This is a genomic window from Nonomuraea sp. NPDC052116, assembly GCF_040680035.1.
Lineage (GTDB): Bacteria > Actinomycetota > Actinomycetes > Streptosporangiales > Streptosporangiaceae > Nonomuraea > Nonomuraea angiospora_A.
On sequence record NZ_JBFAWA010000013.1, the window covers coordinates 16,696 to 40,042 of the forward strand.

Consider the following 23,347-nt stretch of genomic DNA (forward strand, 5'->3'; position numbering starts at 1 on the left):
CGGATGGTAGTGCTCGGGCGCCGAATCGCGCCGATCCCGCGTCAGGCGCGGGGACGTGTCGTACCGAACTCCGCCATCCCGGCCCCCGTTCCCCTGCCGCCGCCGTACCCTCGGTGATCTGCGCGCAAACCGGGGCCGGGTCGTGGGGGCTTCCCGCTACGGTTGCGCGCGTGGAAATCGTGCGGCGAGGGGAGCGGGGCGATGGCTGAGCCGCCACGGGTGCCGCCGGAGATGTTCCGGTTCGCCACCACCGACCGGGCAGACCTGAACACCGCGGTCCTCTACGCCTTCGGCGAGGCCGGCGAGCGGCTGGAGACGGCGCTCACCGTGGAGGCGGCGCGGGAGCGGCTGCGGGCGGTGGGCTGGTACGCGCCGGTCGGCGAGCAGGAGCTGACCGCGACGCTCAAGCAGCTCGCGGGGTGGGGGCTGCTCGACGTCATCTTCAACCACGCCGGCAGCTTCGCCACCGCCGAGGAGTACGAGCGCAAGAACCTGCAGTACTCGCTGACCAGGCGCGGCGAGGCGGCCTTCGCCGGCGTGCGGCACGCGATGGCGGTGCTGGCCTCCGCCGGCGCGCTGCAGACCGCGGTGCTCGACGCCATCGCCGACCGGCTGGGGGAGCTGGAGTCGCTGCTGCGCGACCCGGACCCCGGGCGCAACCGGCGCATCTTCGCGAGCCTGCGGGAGCTCGAAGGCCACCTCGACGGACTGCGCGACAACACCAGGCAGTTCAACGGCGAGCTGCAGCGGCTGCTGCGTGTCGAGGGGACCGACCTCACCACGTTCCACGAGGTCAAGGGGGCCACCGTGGCCTACCTGCAGGAGTTCGTGAGCAATCTGGAGCAGCGCGGCGACACCATCGCCGCCGCCCTGCGCGGGGTGGCCGGGCACGGGGTCGCCGTGCTGCACGCCCGCGCGCTCGACGGGGCCGACCTGCCGAAGGCGCCGGGCACGGATCACGTCACGTCGTGGCTGGCGGCGCGGGCGGCCAGGTGGGAGGGCCTGTGCCGGTGGTTCGCGCCCGAGGACAGGCCGACCGACGGATCGGACGGCGGGCCGGACGACTGGGGGGAGCCGCGGATCCGCCGGCTCCATGACGTGGCGCGGCAGGCCATCGTGTCGCTGCTCCAGGTGCTCGACCGGATCACCGACTCCCGCCGCCGCTCCTCCAGCGCCGCCGCCGACTTCCGTACGCTGGCCCGCTGGTTCGCCGGCGCCCCGAGCGAGGACGACGCCCACCGGCTGTGGGACGCGGCGTTCGGGCTGGGCCCCGCCCGGCACGCGCACCTGGGGCACGCGGACGCGGAGCTGATCCCGGCCGGGGTGTCGTGGCGGGAGGCCGAGCCCGTGGAGGTGTCGGCGCTGCTGCGCTCGCGCGGGCGCACCGAGCGGATGGGCCGCACGGGCAAGGTGCGCGACGTCATCGCCCTGCGGGCCGAGCGCCAGGAGCGGGCCGGGAAGGAGCGGGCCGAGCTGGAGGCCGCCTGGTCGGCGCTGGCCACCACCGGGGCGACCCGGCTGTCGCAGCTGGGGGAGCTCGACCACGACACGTTCGGGCGCCTGCTCGACCTGCTCGGCAGGGCTTTGGCCGAGCGGCCCGACTCGACCGGGTTCCGGCGGGCCGTGACCTCGGACGGGCGGGTGGAGATCGTGCTGCGGGCCCCGGATGACGGCGCGGTGGCGGTGCTGCGTACGTCGGACGGCTGGTTCCGCGGCCCCGACTACCTCATCGACGTGCGCTCCCTGGGGCTCGCCCGCGTGGGCGGCACCCCCGCCTACCACGAGCAGGCGGCGGGCGCATGAGCAGCCTGGCCAACCAGCTCGTCAGAGCCGAGAAAGAGGAGATCGCGCGGGCGATCAGGACCCTGCTCGGCCGGCCGCTCGTGTCCCTGCACGACGACGCCGCCGCCTTCGACCTGATCAGAAAACGGCGGCAGCCGCTGATCCAGTGGTTCGACTACTTCTGCGGCTGGCGGCTGGTGGTGGAGCCGCGCCAGGGGTACGCCCGCCTCGTCAAGGTCAGATCCGAGGCGAGCGCCACCCGGCCCGCCCGGCGCCGCCGCACCACCAGGGCCCCGTTCGACCGCCGCCGCTACACGCTGCTCTGCCTCTGCGCCGCCGAGCTGCTCACCTCGCCGGTCACCACGATCGGCATGCTCGCCCAGCGCGTGGTCCAGGCCGCCGCCGTGGAGACGGGGGTGCCCGCGTTCGACCCGGTCAGGAGCGAGGAGCGGGCCGCGTTCGTGGACGCGCTCAAACAGCTGGAGCACTACGGCGCGATCACGGCCATGGACGGCGCGACCGACTCCTACCTCGACGACGAGGACGCCAAGGTGCTCTACCGCGTCGACACCACCCGCGTGATCAGGCTCCTCGCCGCCCCGGTGCCCCCGTCCCGCATCACCGCCGAGGGCGACGACCCGATGGGCCGGGTGCTCGGCACGCTCACCACCGAGCCCCGCTACGGCGGCGACGAGCCGACCGAGACCCAGCGCAACCTGTGGGCCAGGCACTCCCTCATGCGCCGCCTCCTCGACGAGCCCGTCGTCTACCGCGACGAGCTGACCCCCGAGCAGTCGGCCTACGCCGCCTCGCTCACCGGCCGCCGGATCATCCGCCGCGCCGCGGAGGAGGCCGGGTTCGTGCTGGAGGAACGGGCCGAGGGCCTCCTGCTCATCGACGCCGACGCCACCGCCACGGACACCAAGTTCCCCGACGACGGCAGCCACGCCAAGGTGGCTGCCCTGCTCCTGCTCGACCTGCTCGTCTCCGCCGGCCCCGTCCGGGCCGCGCGGGTCGACGCCGAGGCCACGGAGCTGCTGCGCCGCTTCCCGCAGTGGGCCAAGGCGTACCAGTCCGACGGCGGCGGGCCGCGGCTGGCCGCCGACGCGCTGGAGGTGCTCGAACTGTTCGGGCTGGCCCGCCGCACGGGTGACCGGGTCGCCGCCCTGCCTGCCGCGGCCCGCTACCGGGTCGACCGCGGCACGGCCGTCCAGGAGGATTCATGACAGTCACGGAGCTCACCGCCGCACTCACCACCGGCACGCGTGCCGCGCAGGGCATGGACGCCCGCTGGGTGCCCGTACGCGCGGGGATCCTGAACGTGTGGCGCTACTACGACGAGGTGTTCGAGTTCCACCGGGGCAGGCTGCTGCTGCGCGGGCCCAACGGCAGCGGCAAGTCCAAGGTGCTGGAGCTGCTGCTCCCGTACGTGCTCGACGCCAGCCTCAAGCCGAGCAGGCTGTCCACGTTCGGCGGCACCGAGCGCACCATGCACTGGAACCTCATGGGCGACGGCGCCACCGGCACCACCCGGGTCGGCTACGTGTGGCTGGAGTTCCGGCACGCCGACGGGCGCTGGTTCACGTGCGGCGCCCGGCTCCAGGCCACCGTCCACACCAAGAACGTCACCGCCGCGTACTTCACGACCGAGGCCCGCGTCGACGCCCCCGACGGCATCCGGCTCATCGGCGAAGGCGGCCAGCCCCTGACCAAGGCCCAGCTCGCCGAGGAGCTCGGCACGTCGGGCCAGGTCCACGAGTCCGCCGACGCCTACCGCGCCGTCGTGCGCCAGACGCTCTACCGGGCGCTCAACGAGCAGCGCTACGACTCGCTCCTCACCGCCCTGCGTCAGCTGCGCACCCCCAAGCTCTCCGAACGCCTCGACCCGGGCCTGCTGTCCGACCTGCTGTCGAGCGCCCTGCCGCCGCTCGGCGAGGGGGAGATCCACGAGATCGCCGAGGGGTTCGAGCGGCTCGACCGGCAGCGCGAGGAGCTGCGCCTGCTCGACCGCGACGTGGAGGAGGCCGACCGGCTGGCGGGCCGCCAGCGCGGGTACGCGCAGCGCGTCCTGCGCGCCGCCGCGGCCGCGGTGACGTCCGCGGGCCACACCCTCGACTCGCTGGCGGCCGAGGCCAAGGCCAAGCGCGAGGCGCTCAAGGAGGTCGAGGGCGAGCTGAACGCCACGACCGTGCGGCTCGGGGAGGAGGAGGCGCAGGAGCTGGCGCTGGCGGCGCAGATCGACGGGCTCAAGGAGAGCGAGGCGTACCGGGCGGGCTCCGAGCTGCACCGGCTCCGCATGGAGGCGCAGGCCGCCCACGAGACGGCCGCCCTGCTCCGCGACCAGGCGGGGGCGGCGGCCCGCTCGGCCGCCGCCAAGCAGGAGCTGTCGGCGCTGGCCGAGGCCGCCGCCCGCACCGCCGCCGCGCTGTCGGAACGTTCCAGAACGGAGGCCCGCCACGCGGCCGAACGCGCCGGGCTGCTGGCCGCCCACGAGGAGTCCGACCGCGCCGGATCCGGCCCGGAGCCGGACGAGGGTGATCAGGCCGTCCGAGCCACTGACGGGGCCGGCGCCGTGCACCGGGCCCGGGAGCTGCTGCGGGCCGCCGTCACCAGCCGCGCCGCCCAGATCCGGGAGGTACGCGCCGGAGCCGTCGAGCACCAGGAGGCCATCAACCGCCGCACCGCGGCCGAGCAGGACCGCGACCGCGCCCGCGACGACCTCGCCGCCGCCCAGGCCGCCCACGACGCGGCCGAGAGCCTGCGCGACGAGCGGGCCGCCAACCTGGCCGCCGCCCTGTCCGAATGGGCGGCCGGCTGCGCGCAGCTCAAGCTCGACGCGGACGAACTGGCGGGCCTGGCGGAGCGGTTCGAGCAGGCCGACGAGCTGGTGGGCACCGCCCGTACGGCGGCGGCCGTCAAGCTGGCCGCCCGCGAGCAGCACCTGACCGGCCTGCGCGACAAGCTGCTGGCCGAGCGCGGCGAGCTGATCCGCGAACGCGAACGCCTCAACGACCGGACCGTCCTCGACCCGCGCGCCACGCACGCCCGCGACATGGCCGCCAGGAAGGGACGCCCGGGGGCCCCGCTGTGGCGGGCCGTGGCGTTCAGGTCGGGCCTCGACCCCGTCGCCCAGGCGGGCGTGGAGGCGGCGCTGGAGGCGGCGGGCCTGCTGGACCTGTGGCTGCGCCCGGACGGCGGGTTCGACGCGGGGGAGCACGACGCGTTCGCGGTGGCCGCGCTGGCCAAGCCCGCGCCCGGCTACAGCCTGGCCCACGTGCTGCTCACGGAGGCGGACTCCCCGGTCAAAGCCGACACGGTGCTGGCCGGCATCGCGTTCGCGCCCAGCGCGATCGGCGTCGACCACCCCGCGGTCGTCGGCGCCGACGGCACCTGGCGGCTCGGACCCGCCGCCGGCCGCTGGGTCAAGCCCGAACCCTCCTACATCGGCGCCACCGCCCGCGAGCGCGCCAGGCGCCGCCGCGTCGCCGAGCTGGACGACCGGCTCGGCGAGCTCGCGGGCACGGTCGCCGAGTGCGACCACCTGCTCGCCGTGGTCGACGCCGACCGCGACACGCTGGCCGCCGAGCTGCGCCGCCGGCCCGCCCGGCGGTCGTACGCGGACGCGCTCGACGCGCTCGACGGGGCGGTGAAGAAGGTCGCGCTGCTCGAGGACCAGCTCAGGGCCTACGAACAGCGCCTGCACGACCGGGAGAAGGAGGTCGGCAGGACGCTGCGGCGGCTCACCGAGCTGGCGGCCGGCCACGCCCTGCCCACCGCGCCGCCCGCGCTCGACAACCTCGAAGAGGCCCTGCGCACCGCCGAGACGACCGGCACCGCCTGGCACGACCGGCGCGCCGACGCCCGCGCCGCCGCCGAGCGCGCGCAGCACGCCGCCGAGACCTCCGGCGAGTACCAGGACCTCGCCGTCAGGGCCGTCGAACGCGCCGAGGACGCCGCGGCCGGCGCCGTCACGCTGGCGGAGAAGCTCGCGGCCGTCGAGTCCACGGTCGGCGCCGAGCACCTGCGCGTGCTGGAGCGGCTCCAGGAGACGCAGGCCGCGTACCAGACCTGCCGCCGCCTCATCCGCTCGGTCAACGACGACCTGGCCCGCATGCACGCCCGGCTCGGCGAGCTCAGGGGCGAGCTGGGCACGGCCGAGGAGAAGCACGCCGAGGCGGGGCGGGTGCGGGACGAGGTGTCCGAACGCTTCCGCGGCCTGACGGCCGGGCACCTGGCGGCGGACGCGCGGGCGGCGGTCGAGCTGGCGCGCGACGCCGGGGTGCGGGCCGTGCTGGTCTCGGCCAGGGACGTCGCCGAGCAGCTCGCGGCGGTGCCGTACGAGCAGAAGAACGTCAAGGAGGCGGAGGCGCGGCTGCTGGACGCCTTCCACCACGCCAGGGAGATCCTCGCCGACCGCGCGGACCTGGAGCTGACGCCCGACGAGGACGTCCAGCTGCTGACCGCCACCGTCGCCGGCGTCCGGGCGGGGGCCGCCGCCCTCAGCGAGGCGCTGCGCAAGGAGCGCGACGAGCGGCGCTCGGACATCACGGAGGCGGAGCGGGATCTGTTCGACCGGACGCTGGCCGGCGACACGCGGCGGCACCTCGCCGACCGGATCAGGCAGGCGACCGCGCTGGTGGAGGGCATGAACCAGCGCCTCGAACGCGTCCGCACCGCCTCCCGGGTGGCCGTCCGCCTGGTGTGGCAGGTCGATCCCACCCAGTCGCCCGGCACCCGGGCCGCCCGCGACCTGCTGCTGCGCGACCCGGCCGGGCTGGACGAGGCCGACAGGGAGGCCCTGTACGTCTTCTTCAGGGACCGGGTGGAGGAGGCGCGGGCCGACAACTCGTCGGCGAGCTGGGAGGACCAGCTCATGAAGGTGCTCGACTACACGGCCTGGCACCGGTTCGTGGTCAGGCTCGACCGCGGCGACGGGCAGGGCTGGCAGGACCTCACCAGGAAGCTGCACGGGGCGCTGTCCGGAGGGGAGAAGGCGATCGCGCTGCACCTGCCGCTGTTCGCCGCGGTGGCCGCGCACTACCAGAGCGACCCGGGCTGTCCCCGGTTCATCCTGCTGGACGAGGTGTTCGTGGGGGTGGACAGGACGAACCGGGGGCAGGTGTTCGACCTGCTGGTGAACCTGGGGCTGGACCTGGTGCTCACGTCCGACCACGAGTGGTGCGAGTACCGCGAGCTCGACGGGATCGCCGTCCACCAGCTCATCACCGGCGACGGGGACGACGCGGTGACGACCGCCCGCTTCGTCTGGAACGGCTACCGTACGGTCCCGACGGAATGATCACACGGTCCAGGGCGGGTTGGCGCCCGCGACCGAGCACGTCAGTGCCGCCACCCTCACCGCGAACTCGGCCGCCTCCACCGCCGTCCCCAGATCCAGGCCGTCCAGGCGGCCCCCCAGGAGGTTCTTGGCGGCGAGGCTGTGCAGGAGGCCCGCCGTGAAGGAGTCGCCCGCCCCGACCGTGTCCACCACGTTCACCTCCGGCGCCGGCACCGACGCGCGCTCGCCGTCCAGGGACACCAGCGCGCCCGCCGCGCCCTTCGTGACGACGATCAGCCGGGCGCCGGCGGCGTGCCAGGTGTCGCAGGCACGCTCCATCGGCACGCCGGGCAGCAGGAAGTCGAGGTCGTCCGCGCTGAGCTTGAGGATGTCGGTCCACTCGCACCAGCGCGACACCGGGTAGTCGGCCAGGGAGGCGAGGCTGGGGCGGACGTTCGGGTCGATCGAGATCGTGGCGCGCCCGGCGGCCTCCCGCGCGAAGGCCTCCACCGCCGTCCGGCCCGGCTCCCTGGCCAGGGCGAGCGATCCGGTGTGCAGGCAGGCGACCGGGCCGAGGCGGTCCAGGTCCAGCTCGTACGGGGTCCACTGCCAGTCGGCGGTGCCGTCGGCGTAGAAGGTGTACTCGGCCTGACCGCCGGCGTCGAGGGCGGCGACGGCGAGCGTGCTGGGCTCCTTGGCGTCGACGGCGGCCGAGAGGTCCACGCCCGAGGAGGCGAGGTGGCGGCGGAACAGCTCGCCGAACACGTCGCTGGAGACGCGGCCGAGGAAGCGCGTGGGGGTCCCGAGCCGGGCCAGCGCCACCGCCGTGTTCGCGGGCCCGCCGCCCGGCAGCACCCGCAACCCCAGCTCCATCGCCTCCCCGCCGTGCTCGGCCGGCCCGGATATGAGGGGGTGGTCGCCGGGGGAGCGGGTGGTGAAGCCGTCGGCGACGCACTCGCCCAGGACAGCGATCATCGAGCCTGCCTTTCAGGCACGTTGCCGATTTGTTACGGCATGGGGGCATTGACGTTTCTCGGATGGGAGTCCATCATCGCAGCACAGCGGATGTCAACGTTGACATATGTCAACGATGACATCGGGTCCCCCCTGATAGGAACCGCCCATGAATGCAAAGATTTCGGCCGGACTCCTGGTCACCGCCCTTCTCGTCACCGGATGTGGCGGCGGGGGCGGAGGCGCCGGGCAGAGCTCCTCCGCGACGCCCAAGGTCGGCCTCATCACCAAGACCGAGACGAACCCGTTCTTCGTGAAGATGAAGGAGGGCGCCCAGAAGTCGGCCCAGGCCAACGGCATGGAGCTGATGACCGCCGCCGGCAAGTTCGACGGCGACAACGCCTCCCAGATCACGGCCATCGAGAACATGGTCGCCGCCGGTGTGAAGGGCATCCTCATCACGCCGAGCGACACCAAGGCCATCGTGCCCGCCGTCAAGAAGGCCCGCGACGCGGGCGTGCTCGTCATCGCGCTGGACACGCCGACGGACCCGCAGGACGCCACGGACGCGCTGTTCGCCACCGACAACCTGAAGGCCGGCGAGCTGATCGGCCAGTACGCCAAGGCCGCCATGGCCGGCAAGCCCGCCAAGATCGCCACCCTCGACCTGGCCCCCGGCATCACCGTCGGCCAACTCAGGCACGACGGCTTCCTGAAGGGGTACGGGATCGCGGAGGGCGACCCGTCCGTCGTCTGCTCCCAGGACACCAGGGGCGACCAGGCCAAGGGCCAGACCGCCATGGAGAACTGCCTGCAGAAGGCCCCCGACATCAACCTCGTCTACACGATCAACGAGCCCGCGGCGCTGGGCGCGTACACGGCGCTGAAGGCCAAGGGCCGCGAGAAGGACGTGCTGATCGTCTCCGTGGACGGCGGCTGCACCGGCACCAAGGCCGTGAAGTCGGGCGAGATCGCCGCCACGAGCCAGCAGTACCCGCTGAAGATGGCCGAGGACGGCGTCAAGGCGGTGTCGGAGTTCGCCAAGACCGGCAAGAAGGCCTCCGGCTACACCGACACCGGCGTCACCCTGATCACCGACAAGTCCGTCTCCGGCGTCGAGGCCAAGGACACGGCCTTCGGCCTGGCCAACTGCTGGGGCTGACATGGCCGTCATGGAAGCGACGCTGCCGCGCCGCCTGATCTCCACTCCCGTCGCGGGCCCGCTGGCCGCGCTCGTCCTGGCCTGCGTGTTCTTCGCGCTCAGGACCGACCAGTTCTTCACCGGCCCGAACTTCTCGCTGATCATCCAGCAGGTCATGGTGGTCGGCACGCTGGCCATCGGCCAGACGCTGATCATCCTGACCGCGGGCATCGACCTGTCCAACGGCGCGATCATGGCGTTCGGCGGGATCGTGATGACCAAGCTGGCCGTGGACAGCGGCCTGCCGCCGGTCCTCGCGGTCGCCGCCGGGCTCGCCGTCTGCTCGCTGTTCGGGCTGGTCAACGGGTTGCTGGTGACACGGATCTCGTTGCCGCCGTTCATCGTGACGCTCGGCATGCTGAACGTGGTCTTCGCCCTGACCCACATCTACTCCAACGAGCAGACGGTCACGGACCTGCCGCCGGTGCTGACGTTCCTCGGCCAGACGTTCCAGGTCGGGCAGACGAACGTCACCTACGGCTCGCTGCTGACGATCCTGCTGTTCCTGCTGTTCGCGTACCTGCTCGGCTCCACGGCGTGGGGCCGCCACGTGTACGCGCTCGGCAACAGCCCCGAGGTGGCCCGCCTGACCGGCATCAGGACGCGCCGGCTGACCATCGGCGTCTACACGCTGGCCGGCTTCGTGTACGGCATCGCCGCCCTGCTGCTGGTCTCGCGTACCGGAGTGGGCGACCCGCAGGCCGGCCAGACCGACAACCTGGACAGCATCACCGCGGTCGTCCTGGGCGGGACGAGCCTGTTCGGCGGCCGCGGCCTGGTGATCGGCACGCTGGTCGGGGCGCTCATCGTGGGGGTGTTCCGCAACGGGCTGCAGCTGATGGGCGTACCGTCGATCTATCAGACGCTCATCACCGGCATCCTGGTGATCCTCGCCGTCGCGGTCGACCAGCTCTCCCGCAGGAGGAACCGATGACGACCCCCGTGCTCCAGGCCCGCGGCCTGGTCAAGCGGTACGGCCACGTGACCGCGCTCGACGGCGCCGACTTCGAGCTGATGCCCGGCGAGGTGCTCGCCGTCATCGGCGACAACGGCGCCGGCAAGACCAGCCTCATCAAGGCGCTCACGGGCGCGCTCCAGCCCGACACCGGCGAGATCCTGCTCGACGGCAAGCCGGTGCGCTTCCGCGACCCGCTGGAGGCACGCCGGCAGGGCATCGAGACCGTCTACCAGGACCTCGCGGTGGCGGCCTCGCTCGACATCGCCACGAACATGTTCCTCGGCCGCGAGATCCGCAAGCCCGGCATCCTCGGCAGCGTCTTCCGCATGCTCGACAAGAAGCGCATGCGCGAGGAGTCCGCCCGGCACATGGCCGAGCTCAAGATCGGGCTGCGCTCGCTCACCCAGCCGGTCGAGTCGCTGTCCGGCGGCCAGCGGCAGGGTGTGGCCGTGGCCAGGGCGGTGGCGTGGGCCACGCACGTCGTGGTCATGGACGAGCCCACCGCCGCGCTCGGCGTCAAGGAGTCCGGCCAGGTGCTCGACATGATCAAACGGGTCCGCGACGGGGGCACGCCGGTCGTGCTGATCAGCCACAACATGCCGCACGTGTTCGAGATCGCCGACCGCATCCACGTCCAGCGCCTCGGCCGCCGGGTCGCCCAGATCAAGCCGGGCGACCACAGCATGGCCGAGGTGGTGGCCATCATGACCGGCGCCCTCCAGGTCTCGGACGGCAAGGCGGTGGTGGCGGACCAGGGCGCGGCGGAGGCTATCGGGTTGACCTGATGAGCGGCCACTAACATGGGCGCAATGCGGCGTCCGACGATGACAGATGTGGCGCGTGAGGTCGGCGTCACGGCGAAGACGGTCTCGCGGGTGCTCAACGACGACGGCCCGGTCGCCGTCGAGACCCGCGAGCGCGTCATGGAGGCCGTCAGGAAGCTGGGCTACCAGCCCAACCTGATGGCCCGCAACATGCGGGTCGGCGCGCGCGACGCCGCGATCGGCCTGGTCATCCCCGAGATGGGCAACCCGTTCTTCGGAACGGTCGCGGGCGGCATCGAGAGCGCCGTCCGCGCCCGCGGCCTCACCCTCATCGTCGGCAACTCCAGCGAGACCGCCGACCTGGAGCAGTCGCTGATCGCGACGTTCCTGGCCCGCAGGGTGAGCGCGCTCATGGTGGTCCCCTCGGCCACCAGCGACCACCGCCACCTGCGCAACGAACGCGTGGCCGGCCTGCCCATCGTCTTCCTCGACCGGCCGGCCGTCGGCCTGACCGCCGACAGCGTGGTCAGCGCCAACCGGGAGGGCGCCAGGGCCGGCGTCGCCCACCTGATCGCCCACGGCCACCGCAGGATCGGCTTCGTCGGCGACGTGCCCGCCGCCCTCTACACGCGCCGCGAACGCTTCCAGGGTTACCGCGACGCGCTCGAAGACGCGGGGTTGTCGTTCGACCGGGGCCTGGTGGAGACCGGCCACGACCAGGAGGCCGCGGCCCGGGCCACGATGCGGCTGTTAGCCCTCGGCGATCCGCCCACGGCCCTGTTCGCGGGCAACAACCTGGCCTCCACGGGCGCGGTGGTGGCGCTGTCACGGGCCCGCCGCAGGGACGTGGCGCTGGTGGGCTTCGACGACCTGCCCCTCGCCGAGTGCCTGGACCCGCCGCTGACGGTCGTGGCCCAGGACCCGGCGCGGATGGGGGCCGCGGCGGCCGAGCAGGTGCTGGCGCGGCTGGACGGCGACCGCTCCAAGGCCCGCAGGACGCTGGTGCCCACCCGGTTGGTCGTCCGGGGCTCGGGCGAGCTGCCCGCCCCCAGGTAGCTAGCGGGGGTAGGCGCCGCCGTCCAGGCTGAGGACCTGGCTGGTCAGATAGCCGTTGCGGAGGACGGCCAGGGCCAGGTCGGCGACCTCCTCCGGCCGCCCGAAGCGGCCGACCGGGAGGTGGCTCGGGCTCGCCGTGGCCGGGAGCATCGCGGTGTCCTCGATCAGGGCGGGCGCCAGGGCGTTGACCGTCACGCCGTGCGAGGCCACGCGGGCGGCCAGGAAGTGGAGCATGCCGTGCAGGGCCGCCTTGGACGCGGCGTAGTGCGGGCCGACGATGCCGCCGGTGAAGGCCGCGATCGACGACATGAACAGCACCCGCCCGAACCCCCGCGCCGCCATCCCCGGCAGCGAGTGCTGCGCCAGCAGGAACGGCGCGCGCAGGTTGACCGCCATCGTGCGGTCCCACGTCACCGCGTCCACCGCCGTGTACTCCTGCTGGATGGCATAGCCCGCGTTGGAGATCAGCAGGTCGACGGGGCCGAGCGCGTCGGCCGTGGCGCGCAGCAGGGCGACCGGGACCTGCGGGTCGGCCAGGTCGCCCGGGAGCGCTATCGCGTCCACGCCGGCGGCCCGCGCCCGCGCCACCAGGTCGTCGGCGTGCTCGGAGCGGGTGCCGTAGGTGAAGGCGGTCCTGACTCCCGCGGCGATGAGACGGCGTCCGATCGCCTGCCCGATGCCGCCCGACGCGCCGGTCAGCAGGGCCACGCGGCCAGTGAGTTGGGTCATGTCACCCAATCTTCCCCGTGACAGAGGCGTTGACGGCACGTTGGAATGGGGCGTTTCCGTACGTCTTCCACTGTGTGCTCACGCGTAACTCGCGGTCCACCTGGGCGGTTTACGGTGCGCGCATGAGAATGCGCAGGTTACTCGCGAGTGTGCTGGCCGGAGTCGTCGCCGGCGGTACCGTCGCGGTCGTGCTGACCCAGACGACTCCCGCCACGGCCGAGCGCCGCGGCCAGGCACCCATCGTGATCGGCCACCGGGGCGCGAGCGCCCACCGGCCCGAGCACACGCTCCTGTCGTACGAGACCGCCATCGCCATGGGCGCCGACTACATCGAGCCCGACCTCGTCTCGACCAAGGATCACGTGCTGGTCGCCAGGCACGAGAACGAGATCTCCGGGACGACCGACGTGTCCGCGCACCCGGAGTTCGCCGACCGGCGCACCACCAAGACCGTGGACGGCCGGCCGATCACCGGCTGGTTCACCGAGGACTTCACGCTGGCCGAGCTGAAGACGCTGCGCGCCAAGGAGCGCGTCCCCGACCTGCGGCCGGACAACACCGCGTTCGACGGGCTGCCGGAGATCCCGACGTTCGAGGAGGTCGTGAAGCTGGCGCAGGAGCGCGGCGTCGGCGTCTACCCCGAGACCAAGCACCCGACGTACTTCGACTCCATCGGGCTGTCGCTGGAGGAGCCGCTGCTGGACGTGCTCAACCGGTATCGCGTGCGCAAGGCGTACATCCAGTCCTTCGAGACCGCGAACCTGCGCGAGCTGCGCGGCAAGACCCGCCTGCCGCTGATCCAGCTGATCACGTTCGGGGGCGCGCCGTACGACTGGGTCGCCTCCGGGAGCACCCGCACGTACGACGACATGGTCAAGCCGGACGGGCTGCGCGAGGTGGCCTCGTACGCGAACGGGATCGGGGTGGACACCCGGCGCGTGGTGCCCCAGGACGCCTCGGGCAAGACCCTCGAACCCACCACGCTGGTCGCCGACGCGCACCGGCGCCGGCTGGACGTGCACGTCTGGACGGTACGCAACGAGAACTCGCAGCTGCCCGCCGACTACCGGCTCGGCAACCCGGCCAGCCCCGTCTACCCCCGGGCCACCGGGAACGTGATGGGGTGGCTGTCGAAGCTGATCGACCTGGGCATCGACGGCGCCTTCTGCGACGACCCCGCCATGGGCAGGGCCGTGGTGAGCGGACGGCAGGCGTAGGGACCCGTGGGGCGTCGGCCCTATTCCCCACCGGATCAGTGGGTACATTGGTCCGGTGAGGAACGACCAGCACGGCCTGGCGATGACCGGGGCCGGCACCGCCGCGGCGCGGCACTACGACCGCGCGATCGACGAACTGCTGCACCTGCGGGTGGAGGTCGCCACCGAGACCAAGGCGGCGCTGGCCGAGTCGCCCGGCTTCCCGATGGGCAACGTCCTGAGCGCGTACCTCGGGCTGCTCACCACCGAGGTCGATGACGCGCGGAAGGCGCGGGCGCGGTTCGGGGCGTTCCGGGACAGGATCGACGAGTCGTCGCTGCTGCCCCGCGAGCGAGCCCACGTGGCGGCCGTGCAGGCGCTGCTCGACGGCGACTGGCTGACGTGCGGGCGGCTGCTCGGCGAGATCACCGTGGAGCACCCGCGCGACGCCCTGGCGCTGGCGGCCGGGCACCAGGTCGACTTCTTCACCGGCGACGCGCGCTCGCTGCGCGACCGGATCGGCGGGGCCCTGAACGCCTGGCGGGAGGACGACCCGCACTTCGGCCACGTGCTGGGGATGTACGCCTTCGGCCTGGAGGAGGCGGGGCACTACGACCGGTCGGAGGAGGCCGGGCTGCGGGCGGTCGAGCTGAACGCGCGCGACGTGTGGGGCATCCACGCGGTCGTGCACACGTACGAGATGCAGGGGCGGTTCGGGGAGGGACTGCGCTACTTCGACGCGCGGGTCCCGGACTGGTCCACCGGAACGTTCTTCAACATCCACAACTGGTGGCACTACTGCCTTTTCGCGCTGGAGTCCGGTGACGAGGCGCGGGCGCTGGCGATCTACGACTCGGTGCTCGCGGGCGGGGAGACCTGCATGGAGCTGCTGGACGCCGCCGCCCTGCTCTGGCGGCTCCACCTGGAGGGCTCCGAGCAGCACGAGCGCTGGCGCGCTCTGGCCGACGCGTGGCCGGTCAGGGTGGCCGAGCCGTTCTACGCGTTCAACGACATGCACGCGGTCATGTCGTACGTGGGCGCCGGGCGGGTCGGGGAGGCGGAGAAGCTGATCGCGACGCGCGAGGCGTACGTGCTGGAGCCGCGTCCGGGCGTCACGAACCGGGACATGACGCTCCGGGTGGGCCTGCCGGTGTGCCGCTCGCTGGTGGCCTTCGGGCGGGGCGACTACGACGCGGTCGTGGACCTGCTCCATCCGATCAGGCACCGGGTCAACGAGTTCGGCGGCAGCCACGCGCAGCGGGACGCCGTGCAGAAGACCCTCCTGGAGGCGGCCCTGCGGGCGGGGCGGCGGGACATCGCGCGGGTGCTGGTGAGCGAGCGCGTGAACGTCCGGCCGTGCAGCCCGTACAACTGGCTCAAGCAGGCCGCCCTCGCCGATGAGCTGGGTGAACGGGGCGCCGCCGCGGCCGCCCGCCTGCGCGCCGGCGAGCTGTCCCGCAACGGCGGCCTGCGTGTCGGCGATCCGGCCTCGGACGGCGGCCGGTCCTAGCTGCGGAACTGTCGGAGCCGGCGGGTAGTGTTTCCGGCCATGGAACGCCAACTCACCCTGATGGTCGTACACGCACACCCCGACGACGAGTGCCTCAGCACCGGCGGCATCTTGGCACGCTACTCCGACGAGGGCATCCGCACGGTCCTGGTCACCTGCACCAACGGTGAGCAGGGTGACGGCCAGGGCGGCGTGAAGCCGGGCGAGGACGGCCACGACGACGCGGCGGTGGCCGAGCAGCGGCTGGCCGAGCTGCGCGAGTCGGTGTCCCACCTGGGCATCGACCACCTGGAGCTGCTCGGCTACCGTGACTCCGGCATGGAGGGCTGGGACGCCAACGCCCACCCCGACGCGTTCGCCAATGTGCCGGTCGAGACGGCCGCCGCCAAGCTGGCCGCGTTGATGGAGCACTACCGGCCCCAGGTCGTGGTGACCTATGACGAGACCGGCGGTGGCGGTTACGGCCATCCTGACCACGTCCAGGCCCACCGCGTCACGGTGGCGGCCGTCGAGCAGACCGGCATTCCCGACAAGTTCTACTACACGGCCATGCCTCGGTCCGGCATCAAGCAGATGTTCGAGATGATGCGGGCCAGCGGGGTCGACCTCGGCGACTTCCAGCCGTCCGACGACTTCGGCACCCCCGACGAGCGGGTCACCAGCGTCGTCGACATCACGCCGTTCGTCGAGCGCAAGCTCAAGGCGCTCAGGGCGCACGAGAGCCAGGGCGAGAACATCTTCCTGCTCCGCATGCCCGAGGAGGTGCAGCAGCAGGCGTTCTCGCACGAGGCGTTCGAGCGGAAGCTGTGCAAGGTGGACGCGCCCGATCATGAGGAGGACCTGTTCGCGGGACTGCGTGACGGCTAGCCTCCAGAACATTATTCTGAGCCCTATGGGCACCCTCGTCAGTTATCAGCTCAAGGACTCCGTCGCCACCATCACCATGGACGACGGCAAAGTGAACGCGGTCTCGGTCCAGATGCTGACCGAGCTCGGCGCCGCCCTCGACCGGGCGGCCGCCGACTCGGCGGTCGTGCTGCTGGAGGGCCGGGAGGGGGTCTTCTCGGCCGGGTTCGACCTGAAGGCGCTCGCGGCGGGCGGCGACGGGGCCCTGGCGATGGTGCGGGGCGGGTTCGAGCTGGCGGAGCGGCTGCTGTCGTTCCCGACGCCGGTGGTGGCCGCCTGTACGGGGCACGCGGTGGCGATGGGCGCGTTCCTGCTGCTGTCGGCCGACTACCGGGTGGGCGCGGCCGGGCCGTACCGGCTGGTGGCCAACGAGGTGGCGCTGGGCATCACGATGCCGTACGCGGCGGTCGAGATCCTCCGGCAGCGGCTGACGCCCGCGTGCTTCACGCGGGCGGTGCTGCTGGCCGAGACGTTCTCGCCCGACGACGGCGTGGCGGCCGGGTTCCTGGACCGGGTGGTGGAGCCGGCCCGGGTGTCCGACGTGGCCCGCGAGACGGCCGAGGCGCTGACCGGTCTGAACATGCGGGCGCATGCGGCCACGAAGGCGCGGGCGCGGCGGCGGACGCTGGAGGCGATGCGGGCCGGGATCGCCGAGGAGCTGGGTCCGGGGGCGAGCTGGCCTCCGGCGTAACGGGGGCAGGCCGCAGTCGGGCGGGGGGCGCCGGCCCCGCGAGCGCCGGACCCCTGCCCGCGCGGGACCCTCCCATGCGTGATCCTTGCCTGGAGCGGGGCGCTCTTGTCTGCGCGGGTGGCCCAGTGGGGTGATCAGCGCGCGGCCTCGGAAGTGACGGCGCGGCCGAGGAAGGCGAGCAGCCGCTGATGAGCGGTCGCGTCGGCCGGAGCGGGCAGTTCGGGGCCGAACATGCCCGGCCGGCGGAAGGCGTCGAAGTCCATGCCGCGCATGACCGCCAGCAGTTCCTCGCAGGAGCGCTGGTCGACGAGGTGCTCCTGGCGGGTGGCGAGTGCCAGGTCGACGCCGTGCACGAGCACCTCGGTGAGGTGGATGAGCGCCGCCATCGGCCCGGGTACGGTGCCGAACCCCAGACGCACGCTCGTCTCCAGGACGCCGGGCCGGTGCCAGGCCGCGCGGTCGAGGTCGGCCGCGACGGCGAAGGCCCCCTGCGGATCGGTGCCCAGCCAGTCGGACTCGTGATCGGCCCCCGCCTCGGTCCCGGTGAGCTCGGCGGCGAAGATCCGCATGCCGCCCACCAGGTGGTTGAGCTCGGTGCGTACGTCCCACTCCGGGCACGGCGTGCCGGCTCCGAACTGGTCGGGCCCGATTCCCTTGACGATGGCGGCCGTCATGTCGATGGCCCGGTCGATCTGCTCGATGACGCTGCTCATGTCGTTCTCCAAGAAGGGACGTGCTGCCTTGCCCTAAAGCAGGAAGTGACTGCGTTAAAACGCAATCTAGAGCCGTCACAGCCGCAAACGCAAGTCATAACTGCGTTAAGGTGGCGGCATGGAGGAAGAGCGACAGGCGGCCCGCCGGCCCGGTGGCCGCAGCGCCCGCGTCCGGGCTGCGGTGCACCAGGCCGTCACCGACCTCATCGCCGAACGCGGCTACGGGAACTTCACGGTCGGCGAGGTCGCGGCCCGCGCCGGCGTGGCCGACACCAGCGTCTACCGCCGCTGGGGCAACCTCGAGGCCCTGCTCATGGACGTCGCGATCACCTGGCTGACCACGCAGTCGCCGATCCCCGACACCGGCAGCCTGGCGGGCGACCTGCGCGCCTACGCCGCCAACGTGGCCCGCGACGTCACCGGCCCCGACGGGCCGGCGGTGCTGCGCCTGGTCATCGCCCTGTCCACGGCGGGACAGGACGGCCTGCGGGCGCGCGACGCGTTCCTCGCCGAACGTTCCCGCCAACTCCAGGCCATGCTCGACCGGGCCCGCGACCGGGGCGAACACCCGCCGGACGTCCTGGACGTCCTCGACCACATCCTGGCCCCGATGTACATCCGGATCCTGTTCGGAGCGGGCCCGCTCACCCCCGACTACGCCGGCACGCTGGTCGACCGCCTCCTGTCTCACAAGTGACCACGGCCGGACAGATGATTCCGAGATCGCCGGGCTGGTACGGGTCGAGGGCGGCGCCACCGTCTTCCGGCATCCGCTGGTACGGTCGGCGGTCTATCGCGGCACGACCTTCCTGCAGCGGCGCGCCGTGGAGCAGGCCCGGGTGGAGCCTGACGTCCTGCTGGGTGGGCCTTTCCGGGGTGACGGGTCACGGGGCGGGAGGCGTCGGTGCGGTTGAGGTCAGGAAGGACACCAGCTCCTTCGCGACCCGCTCCGGCGCGTCGCGGGGCAGCCAGTGGCCGGCGTCGGGCACCAGGGCGAAGCGGGCGTCCGGGATGAGGGCCGCCGCCGCGCGTACGTCATCGGGCGGCACCAGCGTGTCCTTCGCCCCGCACAGCAGCAGCGCCGGGCAGGCGAGGCGGGTCAGCTCGTCGCCGAAGCAGGTACGCGGGCCGTTCCAGCGCACCTCGTCCCGCTGGAACGCCGACCACGCGACACCGGCGTCCGGACCGGACAACGCCGCTCGTACGTCGGCCAGGAGGTCGGCGGTCGCCGCGTCCCGGCGGTGGAGCACCGCCCGGGGGCCGGCGCGGAGGAGGCGGTCGCTGCGTCGCATGAGCGCGTTGGACACGGCCGGTGCGTACGGGGCGTGCACGGCGAGGTAGCCGGCCCGGCCGCCGGCCACGGACGGGCTCACCCCGTACGGCGCGCAGAGTGCCAGCTTGGCGACCCGGTCCGGCTGGTCGAGCGCGACCCGCAGGGCGATCCCCCCGCCGAGGGACAGCCCGGCGATCGCGACCGGGCCGGTGACGCAGGTGTCGAGGAACTCCCGGAGCCAGGCCGCGTACCCGATCAAGGTGGGCTCGGTCGTCCCCAGCGGGGTGCCGCCGAAACCGGGCAGGTCGGGTGCGGTCACCCGGGCGTGCGCGGCGAGCGCCGTCCAGACCGGCTCCCAGGTGAGGCGGGCGCTGTCCAGCCCGCCGCCGTGCAGGAGCACCACTTCGGGGCCGTCGCCCGCTCTGTAGGCCCGGACGGGCGAACCGGACACCGTGCACACCATCTCGTCATGCCGCATCGGGCCATCCTGCCCGGGACGTCGCCGGCTCGCATCCGCGACCTCACCGGTCCGGCATCGGCGGGCCCCGCCGGGCAGGCGTCCGCGCGCGAACCGCAGCAGGTGCACGTAGCGGCGGGCGCGGACGGCGCTGCGTGAACCGCGGCATGGCGCGGCCGGCTCAGCGGGGAGTGCCTGCCGTGCTTCAGGTCCGGCGAAGGAGGGCGGACGCCGCCTCGACGCTCGCGACGACGTCGAGCCGGCCCCAGCGGACAGGCCAGGAGAAACGGCGGTCGACGGTCCAGGCCAGGACGGCGTCGAGGTCGTCTGGAGAGTTCAGGCGGTCCTCGTGGGCGATCACCAGGGCCGCGGCAGGACCGACGGCGGGGTCGGCGATGGCGCACCACGAGGAGTCCGCCAGGGGAAAGGCGTCCGACCGGAACATCCCGTGCAAGGTCGCGTAATCGTCGTCGAGCGGACTCCGTTCACTGTCGAAGTAGCGGCCGAACACGAAGTCGCCCAGCACGGCACCGGTGAAGGCGCCGACGAAGCGGAGCGTCTGCGCGCCGATCAGCGCGAGCACCCCGTCCGCGCCCCACAGCACCGCCTCCGTCCCGTCCGGCGCCTCGATCGACCCGACCCGGGCCGGTTCCTCGCCCAGCGACCACACCTCCGCCCGCCCGTCCGCGGTCAGGCACGCGCCGAAGTCCCCGGCGCTCTCCCAGGCCCAGGGGCGCTCCTGGCCGTCGTAGAAGTACCGGCCGACGCGCCTCGTGGTGGCGATGGGCAGGTGGTACCGGTGGCGCCCGTGCGCGTCGTGAACGTCGACACCGCCGCCGTCCTCCACCACGACCGCCAGCCGGGCCTCGGACCCGCGCATGCCCCAGTGCAGCGACCCCTCGGCCTGGGCCACGGGGTCGCCCACCCGCTGCCCGGTGCCGGCGTCGAAGACGGTCAGCCGGCGCGGGCGGCCCGGCGTCAGCGCGGCGGCGTACCGGTCGTCCGGGCTCCACGCGACCGGGCCGGCGGTCAGCGCCAGCCAGCGCATCCGCCCGCCCGGGAGATCGACCACGGCGGCCCACGTGTCGTTGTCCCCGAGCAGTCGCCCGCCGTCGCGGGACCAGCGCACCCGGCGGAAGGAGAAGTAGTCGTCCTTGAGCCGCTCCTTCGCCTCCTCCGGCAGCGGTTCGGTCAGCATGGCCGGCTCGGGGCCCGTGTTGTGGTGGCGGTAGTCGTTGTAGAAGACCTTGCCCTCGTCCAGGGCCGCGACGCAGCCCATCATCTCGTGCTCGCTGCTCATCGAGACGTAGGCCCGGCGGCCGTCGGGGGCCAGGGTGAAGATCGCCGCGGCGTCGTACCCGTCCGTGACGTCCGCGCTCCCGTACGGATTGGTACGCGCGCCGAACGGGTCCCACACTCCGACGTTGTTCGTGCAGAACGCCAGCGCGACCCGGGTCCCGTCCGCCGACCACTGCACGGTGTCGCGGCGGCCGGGCCAGCCGACGCCGTACATGATGTCGATGGTGTTGACGAGGCGCCCCGTGGCCATCTCCCACACCTGCAGCGGACCGGTGCCGTCGTAGTTGTCCTTCGTGAGGCCACGGCCCGTGGCGAGGTAGCGGCCGCACGGGCTGAGCGCGTAGTCCTGAAAGCCACCCCCGAACATGGTGTACGGGTGCCGCAGCCGCGCCCCGCGCTCGCGCAGGCGCTCGGTGGCCAGCAGGTGCGCGCCGGTGACGCCGTGCCGCTCTTCCACCCCGGCCAGGAGATCACGCAACGGCAGCAGGTCCCGCTCCGGCTCGAACGCCGACCAGTCGGCCTCCTCCAGTAGTTCGAGCAGGGCGGCGGGATCGTCCCGCACCGCGTCCAGATCGGGGAAATCCCCGGACCCGCTACGCGGGGCCGGCGCCAGCAGTTCCGTCACCGGCATCACCGGCACGCCCAGCCGCTCCGCCGCGCGGACGTGCTCGTTCGGGTAACCGCCGTCGTACCCGTCGAACACGACGTCCACCGAACGCGACACCTCGTCCACGACGCTCGCCCCGGCCGCCTCGAGCCGCGCCTTCAGCTTCGCGACGGACTCGGTACGGAAGCTGCCCGCCACGACGACGGTTCTGCCTCGAAGATCCATAGCTGGCGAGGATAGACGAAGCCGAGCAGGCTGGCGTACCACTGCGGGACAGCGCCTACGGTGGGTGCATGCGCCTGACCGCCTTCACCGACATCTCCCTGCGCATCGTGATGCGGCTGGCCGTGGCGGATCCGGACGACCTGCTGACCACGCGGGCCGCCGCCGACCTGCTCGCCGTCCCCTACACCCACGCCGCCAAGGCCGTCGCGAGGCTGAGCGAGCTGGGTGTGGTGGAGGCCAGGCGCGGGCGGGGCGGCGGGTTGCAGCTCACCGCGGCCGGGCGCGAGGCGACGGTCGGGGGCCTGGTCCGCGCCCTCGAATCCGCGGGCGACGTGGTGGGGTGCGAGGACGACCCGCCGTGCCCGTTGCGGGCGGCCTGCCGGCTGCGGTCCGCGCTGCGCCAGGCCCAGGAGGCCTTCTACGCCTCGCTCGACACGATCACGGTCGCGTCCCTGGTGGACGCGCCGACCGGGCCGCTTCTGCTGTCGTTGACGCCCCCCGGAAAGGGGACCGACCCCGCCATTGCTTAATATGAATCCCAGATGCCAATTTATGGTCCTTTCTGGGAGGTCTCATGCTGTCCGCCGAGAGCGCGGCGATCGTCGGCGAAACCCTGCCCGTCGTGAAGGCGCGGCTCGAGACGATCACGGCCAGGTTCTACGCGTCCATGTTCGCCGACCGCCCCGAACTGCTCGACGGGCTGTTCAACCGCGGCAACCAGCGCAACGGCGAGCAGCGGCAGGCCCTGGCGGGCGCCTTCGCGGCGTTCGCGGCCGCGCTGGTCGCGAACCCGGACGAGCGCCCCGACGCGCTCCTGGCGCGCATCGCGCACAAGCACGCTGCGGTGGGGGTGACCGACGACCAGTACGTGATCGTCCAGAAGTACCTGTTCGGCGCGATCGCCGAGGTGCTCGGCGACGCCGTCACGCCCGCGGTCGCGGCGGCCTGGGACGAGGTGTACTGGCTGATGGCCGGCGCGCTCATCGCCATCGAGGCCCGCCTGTACGCCGACGCGGGGGCCCGGCACGGCGACACCTGGCGGCAGTGGCGGGTGGTCGAGCGGCGCGAGGAGACCGCGGACGCCATGTCGCTGGTGCTGCGGCCGGTCGGCGACGCGCCGGCCCCGCCCGCCCGGCCCGGCCAGTACGTCAGCGTACGGGTACGGATGCCCGACGGCGTCCGCCAGCTCCGCCAGTACACGCTCTCGGGGAACGGCGCGGACGGCCTGCGCCGCATCACGGTCAAGCGGGTCGGCGACGGCGAGGTGTCCAGCCTCCTGCACGCCACCGCCAAGGAGGGGCACGAACTGACCCTGTCCGCGCCGTTCGGCGATGTGGCTCTCGACGGCGGCGAAGCCCCGCTCGTGCTCGTCTCGGCGGGCATCGGCTGCACCCCGATCACCGCGATGCTGGAGCACCTGGCGCTCACCGGCGACACCCGCCGGGTCCTGGTGCTGCACGCCGACCGCTCCCCGGCCGCCCACGCCCTGCGCTCGGACATGGAACGCCTGGCCGACGCCCTGCCCGGCGGGGAGCGGATCTTCTGGTACGAGGAAGGCCACCCCCGTGCCGGGAGGATGTCCCTGGACGAGGTGGACATCCCGGCGGGCGCGGTCGTCTACATGTGCGGGCCTGTGCCGTTCATGCGGACGGCGCGCGGCGAGCTCATCACGGCCGGGGTCGCCCCGCGCGACATCCACTACGAGGTGTTCGGCCCGGACCTGTGGCTCGGCGCGGCCTGAAAGCGGC

At 73.1% G+C, this 23,347-nt stretch carries 20 protein-coding genes; 15 read left to right on the top strand and 5 right to left on the bottom strand.

Annotation, left to right across the window (positions count from 1 at the left end):
* Positions 1-201 precede the first annotated feature (201 nt).
* From AB0L65_RS25075 to AB0L65_RS25085, 3 genes are read left to right on the top strand one after another with little or no spacing between them, the layout of a single operon-like run.
* Positions 202-1,803, top strand: coding sequence for a TIGR02677 family protein (locus AB0L65_RS25075; protein WP_364249328.1), 1,602 nt, complete (start codon positions 202-204; stop codon positions 1,801-1,803).
* A complete protein-coding gene (locus AB0L65_RS25080; protein WP_364249330.1) occupies positions 1,800-3,008 on the top strand; it encodes a TIGR02678 family protein in 1,209 nt (402 codons plus the stop codon). The genes AB0L65_RS25075 and AB0L65_RS25080 overlap by 4 nt, the downstream gene beginning before the upstream one ends.
* Positions 3,005-7,081 carry a TIGR02680 family protein gene (locus tag AB0L65_RS25085; RefSeq protein ID WP_364249332.1) on the top strand — a complete coding sequence of 1,359 codons (4,077 nt, stop codon included), beginning with the start codon at positions 3,005-3,007 and terminating at the stop codon, positions 7,079-7,081. Before AB0L65_RS25080 ends, AB0L65_RS25085 begins: the two co-directional genes overlap by 4 nt.
* Here AB0L65_RS25085 and AB0L65_RS25090 read toward each other — a convergent pair whose 3' ends face one another.
* A complete protein-coding gene (locus tag AB0L65_RS25090) occupies positions 7,082-8,035 on the bottom strand; it encodes a carbohydrate kinase (RefSeq protein ID WP_364249334.1) in 954 nt (317 codons plus the stop codon). It lies immediately after the preceding gene.
* 148 nt (positions 8,036-8,183) lie between these two features.
* Between AB0L65_RS25090 and AB0L65_RS25095 the strand changes: the two genes are divergently transcribed.
* The 4 genes from AB0L65_RS25095 to AB0L65_RS25110 are packed head-to-tail and all read left to right on the top strand — an operon-like array spanning position 8,184 to position 11,993.
* Positions 8,184-9,176, top strand: coding sequence for a sugar ABC transporter substrate-binding protein (locus AB0L65_RS25095; protein WP_355195768.1), 993 nt, complete (start codon positions 8,184-8,186; stop codon positions 9,174-9,176).
* Positions 9,177-9,186: 10 nt separating this feature from the next.
* Positions 9,187-10,149, top strand: a complete 963-nt coding sequence (locus tag AB0L65_RS25100) for an ABC transporter permease (RefSeq protein ID WP_364249336.1) — start codon at positions 9,187-9,189, stop codon at positions 10,147-10,149.
* Positions 10,146-10,958 (top strand): ATP-binding cassette domain-containing protein, encoded by an 813-nt coding sequence (locus AB0L65_RS25105; protein ID WP_364249338.1) that lies wholly within the window; start codon positions 10,146-10,148, stop codon positions 10,956-10,958. Before AB0L65_RS25100 ends, AB0L65_RS25105 begins: the two co-directional genes overlap by 4 nt.
* A 24-nt stretch (positions 10,959-10,982) precedes the next feature.
* Entirely contained in the window at positions 10,983-11,993 is a 1,011-nt protein-coding gene (locus AB0L65_RS25110; protein ID WP_364249340.1) for a LacI family DNA-binding transcriptional regulator, read from the top strand.
* Here AB0L65_RS25110 and AB0L65_RS25115 read toward each other — a convergent pair whose 3' ends face one another.
* Complete coding sequence (locus AB0L65_RS25115) at positions 11,994-12,722, bottom strand: SDR family NAD(P)-dependent oxidoreductase (protein WP_364249342.1); 729 nt, start codon at positions 12,720-12,722, stop codon at positions 11,994-11,996.
* A 122-nt stretch (positions 12,723-12,844) separates the two neighbouring features.
* Here AB0L65_RS25115 and AB0L65_RS25120 point away from each other — a divergent pair, with 122 nt between their 5' ends.
* The 4 genes from AB0L65_RS25120 to AB0L65_RS25135 are packed head-to-tail and all read left to right on the top strand — an operon-like array spanning position 12,845 to position 17,025.
* The gene (locus AB0L65_RS25120) at positions 12,845-13,939 is read left to right on the top strand and encodes a glycerophosphodiester phosphodiesterase (RefSeq protein ID WP_364249344.1); all 1,095 of its coding nucleotides are present in this window, start codon (positions 12,845-12,847) and stop codon (positions 13,937-13,939) included.
* Positions 13,940-13,994: 55 nt separating this feature from the next.
* On the top strand, positions 13,995-15,428 hold the full coding sequence (locus AB0L65_RS25125) for a tetratricopeptide repeat protein (RefSeq protein ID WP_364249346.1): 1,434 nt from the start codon (positions 13,995-13,997) through the stop codon (positions 15,426-15,428).
* A 39-nt stretch (positions 15,429-15,467) separates the two neighbouring features.
* The gene (locus AB0L65_RS25130) at positions 15,468-16,295 is read left to right on the top strand and encodes a PIG-L family deacetylase (RefSeq protein ID WP_364249348.1); all 828 of its coding nucleotides are present in this window, start codon (positions 15,468-15,470) and stop codon (positions 16,293-16,295) included.
* A gap of 25 nt (positions 16,296-16,320) precedes the next feature.
* Positions 16,321-17,025 (top strand): crotonase/enoyl-CoA hydratase family protein, encoded by a 705-nt coding sequence (locus tag AB0L65_RS25135; protein WP_364249350.1) that lies wholly within the window; start codon positions 16,321-16,323, stop codon positions 17,023-17,025.
* Positions 17,026-17,159: 134 nt separating this feature from the next.
* Here the strand turns inward: AB0L65_RS25135 and AB0L65_RS25140 are convergent, their stop codons facing one another.
* Positions 17,160-17,738, bottom strand: a complete 579-nt coding sequence (locus AB0L65_RS25140) for a TIGR03086 family metal-binding protein (protein WP_364249352.1) — start codon at positions 17,736-17,738, stop codon at positions 17,160-17,162.
* A gap of 118 nt (positions 17,739-17,856) precedes the next feature.
* On the opposite strand from AB0L65_RS25140, the gene AB0L65_RS25145 reads away from it, so the two are divergent.
* The gene (locus tag AB0L65_RS25145) at positions 17,857-18,435 is read left to right on the top strand and encodes a TetR/AcrR family transcriptional regulator (protein WP_364249354.1); all 579 of its coding nucleotides are present in this window, start codon (positions 17,857-17,859) and stop codon (positions 18,433-18,435) included.
* A 187-nt stretch (positions 18,436-18,622) separates the two neighbouring features.
* On the opposite strand, the gene AB0L65_RS25150 is transcribed toward AB0L65_RS25145, so the two are convergent.
* Positions 18,623-19,489, bottom strand: coding sequence for an alpha/beta hydrolase (locus tag AB0L65_RS25150; protein ID WP_364249356.1), 867 nt, complete (start codon positions 19,487-19,489; stop codon positions 18,623-18,625).
* Here AB0L65_RS25150 and AB0L65_RS25155 point away from each other — a divergent pair.
* Positions 19,481-19,627, top strand: coding sequence for a hypothetical protein (locus tag AB0L65_RS25155; RefSeq protein WP_364249358.1), 147 nt, complete (start codon positions 19,481-19,483; stop codon positions 19,625-19,627). The genes AB0L65_RS25150 and AB0L65_RS25155 overlap by 9 nt on opposite strands.
* A gap of 46 nt (positions 19,628-19,673) precedes the next feature.
* Here the strand turns inward: AB0L65_RS25155 and AB0L65_RS25160 are convergent, their stop codons facing one another.
* Positions 19,674-21,599: a hypothetical protein gene (locus tag AB0L65_RS25160; RefSeq protein ID WP_364249360.1), complete on the bottom strand. Its 1,926-nt coding sequence runs from the start codon at positions 21,597-21,599 to the stop codon at positions 19,674-19,676.
* 68 nt (positions 21,600-21,667) lie between these two features.
* On the opposite strand from AB0L65_RS25160, the gene AB0L65_RS25165 reads away from it, so the two are divergent.
* Positions 21,668-22,129 carry an Rrf2 family transcriptional regulator gene (locus tag AB0L65_RS25165; RefSeq protein ID WP_364249362.1) on the top strand — a complete coding sequence of 154 codons (462 nt, stop codon included), beginning with the start codon at positions 21,668-21,670 and terminating at the stop codon, positions 22,127-22,129.
* Between the two features lie 44 nt (positions 22,130-22,173).
* Complete coding sequence (locus AB0L65_RS25170; RefSeq protein WP_364249364.1) at positions 22,174-23,340, top strand: globin domain-containing protein; 1,167 nt, start codon at positions 22,174-22,176, stop codon at positions 23,338-23,340.
* Positions 23,341-23,347: the final 7 nt, after the last annotated feature.